Genomic DNA, 4807 nt, shown 5'->3' with positions numbered 1-4807 from the left:
CCCCTCTGATTTGACCAGCGCAGCTCCGGCTTTTTTAAGTGGAACGTTTGGAGAAGCTTTCCCACAAAGCAACAGGCTTGCCACTTCACCAAGCTGAGGTTCATGGCCCACACATACCACTACAGCATCCGTCGGCAGTGTACGGAACAATCCAATCAGCCGCTCAGGCTCCGCGCCGACCGCCAGCTCTTCCCGGGTCTCCAGCTTCAGATGCGGACAGATGACCGCGCGTAGCAGTCTAGCCGTATCATAGGCCCGCACGAAGGGACTCGTGAATAGGTGGGTCGGTTCACAGTTAAGTGCAACCAACCCTTCGGCAGCTTGTCGAGCCCTCCTCTTTCCTTTCTCCGTGAGAGGACGATTCTCCTCCGTCCCTTCCCATTCATCTGGCTCTACAGCAATTCCGTGACGAACTAGAATACAGTCCATATTCCCCCCTCTACATGTGGCATGAGCCTACCACAGGGACCCTTATGCAATTAACACAAGTTTTACATACAGGTAACCGTATTGGAACGGTGAGTAGATACCTTGCTATCGAGGCAGGAGGGAAGAAACGAAGCTCTTGGCACCAGTCGACACTTCCCCGGCTCGCCTCCACCCGGTTTTTCGTTTCAGATAGAGGATTTACTGCCATCATGCGGTGGTCATCACTCGAATCGCTTCGTTTACTCGATGACGAAACCACCCTGCGGCGGCTTTCGCAACTCGATCTGTTTTTTGGAATATCCGTTTGCTTGTCGATCACTCAGCCGAAATCGTCCTCTCGATGGTTCAAAAAAGGGACTGACAAGCGTTGCCGGTACTCTGCTGAATCTTGCTGGTTTTAGGAATCGTTCTCGTCATGGCCGTTCGATGGAGTCCGGCCCTGAGAACTGCGGCACATGATATCATTCACAATGATCTGTGCGATCATGGAGGCGTACAATGACTCAACAGGCATCAGCTAAATTATTGGCTATCATTCAGGAACGACGACAAATCCGGCTCGAGGAACTTTTGCTCGCTCTTCCCGAACTCACCTGGAATCAAGTGTTCTCGCTGGTGGACGAACTCAGTCGCCGAGGATTAATCTACTTGCGGCGGCGAGGGTTCGAATACGAGTTGCGAGCCGCTTCTTTGCCCGCGTAGACACCGTCTCGAACTAGCTCTTTTTGGCGGCCACTGTTGGGCGACGAGAGCTCAGTCGCTCAATACGTTCCCCTACGTCCCGATAGGCCGCATTTTCCCGCCGGATCCAGCGATAGGCTTCCAGCGTTTCCGCTACACGACCCAACGATTCCAGCGTGCGCCCTAGGACATAGAGAATCTGAACTGTTTCCTTCGGTGACGCCGGTGCGGCTTTGAGAGCCTTCTGAAACGCCGTGATGGCCTCTTCGTAGCGGTCTGACAATTTATAACAAAGTCCAATCTGAGCATAGGCCTTGACGGCCAACGGTAGATCCACTGTCGCCATTTCGAACTGGTCGATTGCGGCCTTGTGCAACCCGGCTTTTTTCAGCGCGAGGCCCCGCTCATAGCGCTCCCCAGGGCTCACTTCAGGATCGGAAAAGTCCTTGAGCAAATCCGACATGATTCGCTTGCACTCCTGCCAAGCACCGATGACACCGGTAAATCAAAGCAGAAATTGTAGTGTTTAGATAGAAGAAAAGAAAAAATCACTGGAACGGTTGGAATTTATGTCTTTACGAGACGTCTCCCGAGATTACCAGCTAATTGAAGTGGTGTCATTCATGACGTTTCACGCGCAAGTGATTCCGAACAGAACACCAGTGCAATATGAAAAGAGGAGACGCATAAGACGCCTATTTTTGACCACTTATGAGAATACGCCAAAATTTCTTGATCGCCTCGCTGACCCGCGAATTGTCCGACATACTTGGCTCCCTCTGTTCTACATTCTGCCGTAATTCCTTCACTCGATCGGCGACGTTTCTGAACTCGGGATTCAATTGATTGACGCGACCGTAGACTTCCAACGCTTCCTCGATCTGTCCGGTGAATTCCAGACTTTGCCCAAGGAAATAGAGGACATCAATAATGTCGTTCGGTGAGGCAGCGCGATCATTCAACGCCGTACGGAATGCCTGGATAGCCGCTTGATGCTCTCTCATCCTTCTATAGCAGAGACCGATCTGAGCATGAGATTTCAGCCACATCGACTCGCCCTGTGCCGCAAGATGGAACATGTCCACAGCCTCTTTTAACCGTCCCTGATTCTTAAGTGTCATTCCTTGGCTATACGCTTCCTCTGCGGAATAAGGAGGCCGAGAGCCAAACGATTCATCGGCGTTGATTTCCGCCTCCAGACTAGGGAGAGGATCATTTATCTCGATCATATCTTCAGCAGCCGTGGCCAGCGCAACCAGCTCATCTTTGGCGGCCAGAGGAAGGATTCCTCCCTTCGTTCGATCAAGCGCCGCTTGGGCAACTAACTTGGAGGTCACGACTTTGGCCTGCTCAGCATACCCGTAAATCAATGCTCTGTCGGACACCTGATTGATAAGGCGGGGATTCCCCTGGCTCAGATGATGCGTCAACAAACAAGCCTTATTGGTAAAGAGGGCCGGATGCCCGCCGGCGACTCGTATTCGATGACGAATATACCGCGCAGTGTCGGTCTCCGTCAGTGGCTTGAGATGATAATCGACGACAATCCGCTGAGCGAACTGAGTCATGTCGATACGCTGCAGCAGAGTATACAAATCCGGCTGTCCGGAGAGGATGATCTGCAATTTTAAAATCTTGCCGTCGTTCATGTTCGAGAGAAGCCGGAGTTCTTCAAGCCGTTCGGCACCCAGATTCTGAGCTTCGTCAATAACGAGAATGACACGGCGAAGGTTCTTCGACGCTTGAGCCAGGAATTCCGAGAACATGTGATAGGCCTCGATCGGATCAAGGCGCTTGGTGCTCAAGCCGAGAGACAATAAAATCCAAGGTAACAGATGTTCGATATCGTAGCGCGCGTGTGTGATCAGACCGATCTTGTGTTTATTGCCGTGTTCTGCGATCAGCTTCTGAAGCAGGGATGTCTTTCCGACACCAGGCTCGCCTGTCAAAACCATAAACGGCGCCTGGCTCAGGACACCATACTCGAGTAAGCTGTACGCAGCCTGGTGTTCTGAACCGGAGTATAAAAAACTATTATCCGGCAAAAGCGCGAAGGGCTTAGTCTTCAAGTGGTAGAATGCTTCATACATGGGTGCGCAGCTTTGTGTCTCTATCGCCCTATGTGACTAACCTCTTCTTCATCTCCGCAACGGTCAGAGCCGATCTCCCGGCTTTGTTCAGCACTGTACCAAGGACAGGGCGGGAGCCCTTGACCAAGGTCAACGCCCGCTGTAGCTCCTCACCCGTTGTCTTTCCTTCCTCCACCACCATGAGGAGGGCATCTGTGTAAGGAGAGAATGCCAACACGTCCGCGGTATGGAGCAATGGGGGCAGATCGAACACCACAACCCGAGAGGGGTATCGATGTTTCAACTCTTCAACCAAGGCCAACATTTTCGGCGACGTTAAAATCTCAGTGGAGTTCGAAAGAGCCCGTCCACCCGGCAACAAAACGAATCGGCCTATTCCTGGATGAACAAGAAGATCCTCGACAGGCTGGTCGTCCAGTAAGTAGTCCGCAAGCCCCAGACAATTCTTTAACCCAAATACGTGATGTACAGTGGGGTCCTGAAGATCCGAGTCGACAAGTAGCACCGTTTGCGTCGTCTCCATCGCGAGACTCACCGCTAGGTTGACGGCTGTCAATGTCTTGCCTTCCCCGTAGCCCGGGCTTGTCACCCCCACCACATTCCACCCGTTCTCTCGCAGTCGCTGCGTGACCTGCGTTCGTAGAATCTTATAGGCATCGATGAATGGTCCGTACTTATTCGCGACCATGACCCGATGCTCACGCAGAACGGGAAGCGGGATAGTCAGCGACCTCGTTCGTGTGTAGGTGATGGACGGCGGGAGCGAATGCCCCGCGGCCCGTTTCGGGTTCATCCTGTCGGAAGACGCGTCCTCAGACTCTTTATACAGCTCCAGTGCGGTCCGTATTCGATCCATGGTCCTCCCTTAGACTACCCGACGCCAAAACGCCTCACTGCAGCAAACCACAACACATCCAAAGGAACGACAAAGATGTGCAATAGAACGAGTGTCACTGCCACGACACTGACTCCAGCGGTCTTGACCAGCCGCCATCGCATTTTCGCCCGCAAGAGATCTTTTTCATTCGGCATAAAAGGGACCACCGCCAAAGGAAATTGCTGCGTCAAGGCGGCCAGTTGGTCGGCCGTTCTGATTGAATGGTCGAGTGATTCCATCACGGCTCCTGAGCCGATTCCACCACCAACAGCAAGGATGAAACCGAGCAGTACAATGGCCAAACGATTCGGCTTATACGGCTTTTCAGGGAGACTGGGAGGATCGATCAGGGAAAAGCGTTCGCCTTTTCTCTGTATTTCCAAACCTTCCGACACCTTCGCCTCCAATAACCTTGAGCGAATATCCTGATATTTTTGCCCGGAAGTATCCCGATCGCGTGTCAGGACCAAGTACTCCGGCTCAATCTCCGGCCCTTTTTCCAGACGCGTCGCATACGTTTGCAGTCGATGCTTGATGTCCAGACGGGTTTTACGCAATGCCTCTAATGAAGAGGTTGCAGAATTCAACTGAGCTTGGAGACTGATATAGGCGGGGTTTTCCGGGCGCAGCGTACTCTTCCTCTCAGGCGCGGTTTTGAGCCGTACGAGTTCCTGTTCGAGCGCGGCAATTTTTCTCCGGCTCTGCAGGACGTCCGGATGCTCATTCCCCA

5 protein-coding genes and 1 pseudogene are annotated in these 4807 nt (G+C 52.7%); 1 reads left to right on the top strand and 5 read right to left on the bottom strand.

The features are described 5' to 3' along the window. The coding region (locus ACOSYY_RS05335; protein ID WP_421661231.1) for a SixA phosphatase family protein at positions 1–429 on the bottom strand (429 nt) is incomplete at its 3' end. A gap of 498 nt (positions 430–927) precedes the next feature. Here ACOSYY_RS05335 and ACOSYY_RS05330 point away from each other — a divergent pair. Then, positions 928–1131: a hypothetical protein gene (locus ACOSYY_RS05330; RefSeq protein ID WP_421661230.1), complete on the top strand. Its 204-nt coding sequence runs from the start codon at positions 928–930 to the stop codon at positions 1129–1131. 13 nt (positions 1132–1144) lie between these two features. On the opposite strand, the gene ACOSYY_RS05325 is transcribed toward ACOSYY_RS05330, so the two are convergent. The 4 genes and pseudogenes from ACOSYY_RS05325 to ACOSYY_RS05310 all read right to left on the bottom strand — a co-directional run. Then, on the bottom strand, positions 1145–1573 hold the full coding sequence (locus ACOSYY_RS05325) for a tetratricopeptide repeat protein (RefSeq protein WP_421661229.1): 429 nt from the start codon (positions 1571–1573) through the stop codon (positions 1145–1147). A gap of 232 nt (positions 1574–1805) precedes the next feature. Beyond that, the gene (locus tag ACOSYY_RS05320) at positions 1806–3200 is read right to left on the bottom strand and encodes an ExeA family protein (protein WP_421661228.1); all 1395 of its coding nucleotides are present in this window, start codon (positions 3198–3200) and stop codon (positions 1806–1808) included. Positions 3201–3228: 28 nt separating this feature from the next. Next, complete coding sequence (locus tag ACOSYY_RS05315; protein WP_421661227.1) at positions 3229–4056, bottom strand: CpsD/CapB family tyrosine-protein kinase; 828 nt, start codon at positions 4054–4056, stop codon at positions 3229–3231. Positions 4057–4070: 14 nt separating this feature from the next. Next, a pseudogene (locus tag ACOSYY_RS05310) lies at positions 4071–4807 on the bottom strand (lipopolysaccharide biosynthesis protein); the annotation flags it as partial.

The organism is Nitrospira sp. BLG_2 (genome assembly GCF_049222245.1).
This window is presented reverse-complemented; position numbering and strand designations above follow the sequence as displayed.

Excerpts from the sequence above, each read along its gene's own strand:
- ACOSYY_RS05330 (WP_421661230.1), top strand. The coding sequence starts at position 928 with ATGACTCAACAGGCATCAGCTAAATTATTGGCTATCATTCAGGAACGA.
- ACOSYY_RS05325 (WP_421661229.1), bottom strand. The coding sequence starts at position 1,573 with ATGTCGGATTTGCTCAAGGACTTTTCCGATCCTGAAGTGAGCCCTGGG.
- ACOSYY_RS05320 (WP_421661228.1), bottom strand. The coding sequence starts at position 3,200 with ATGTATGAAGCATTCTACCACTTGAAGACTAAGCCCTTCGCGCTTTTG.
- ACOSYY_RS05315 (WP_421661227.1), bottom strand. The coding sequence starts at position 4,056 with ATGGATCGAATACGGACCGCACTGGAGCTGTATAAAGAGTCTGAGGAC.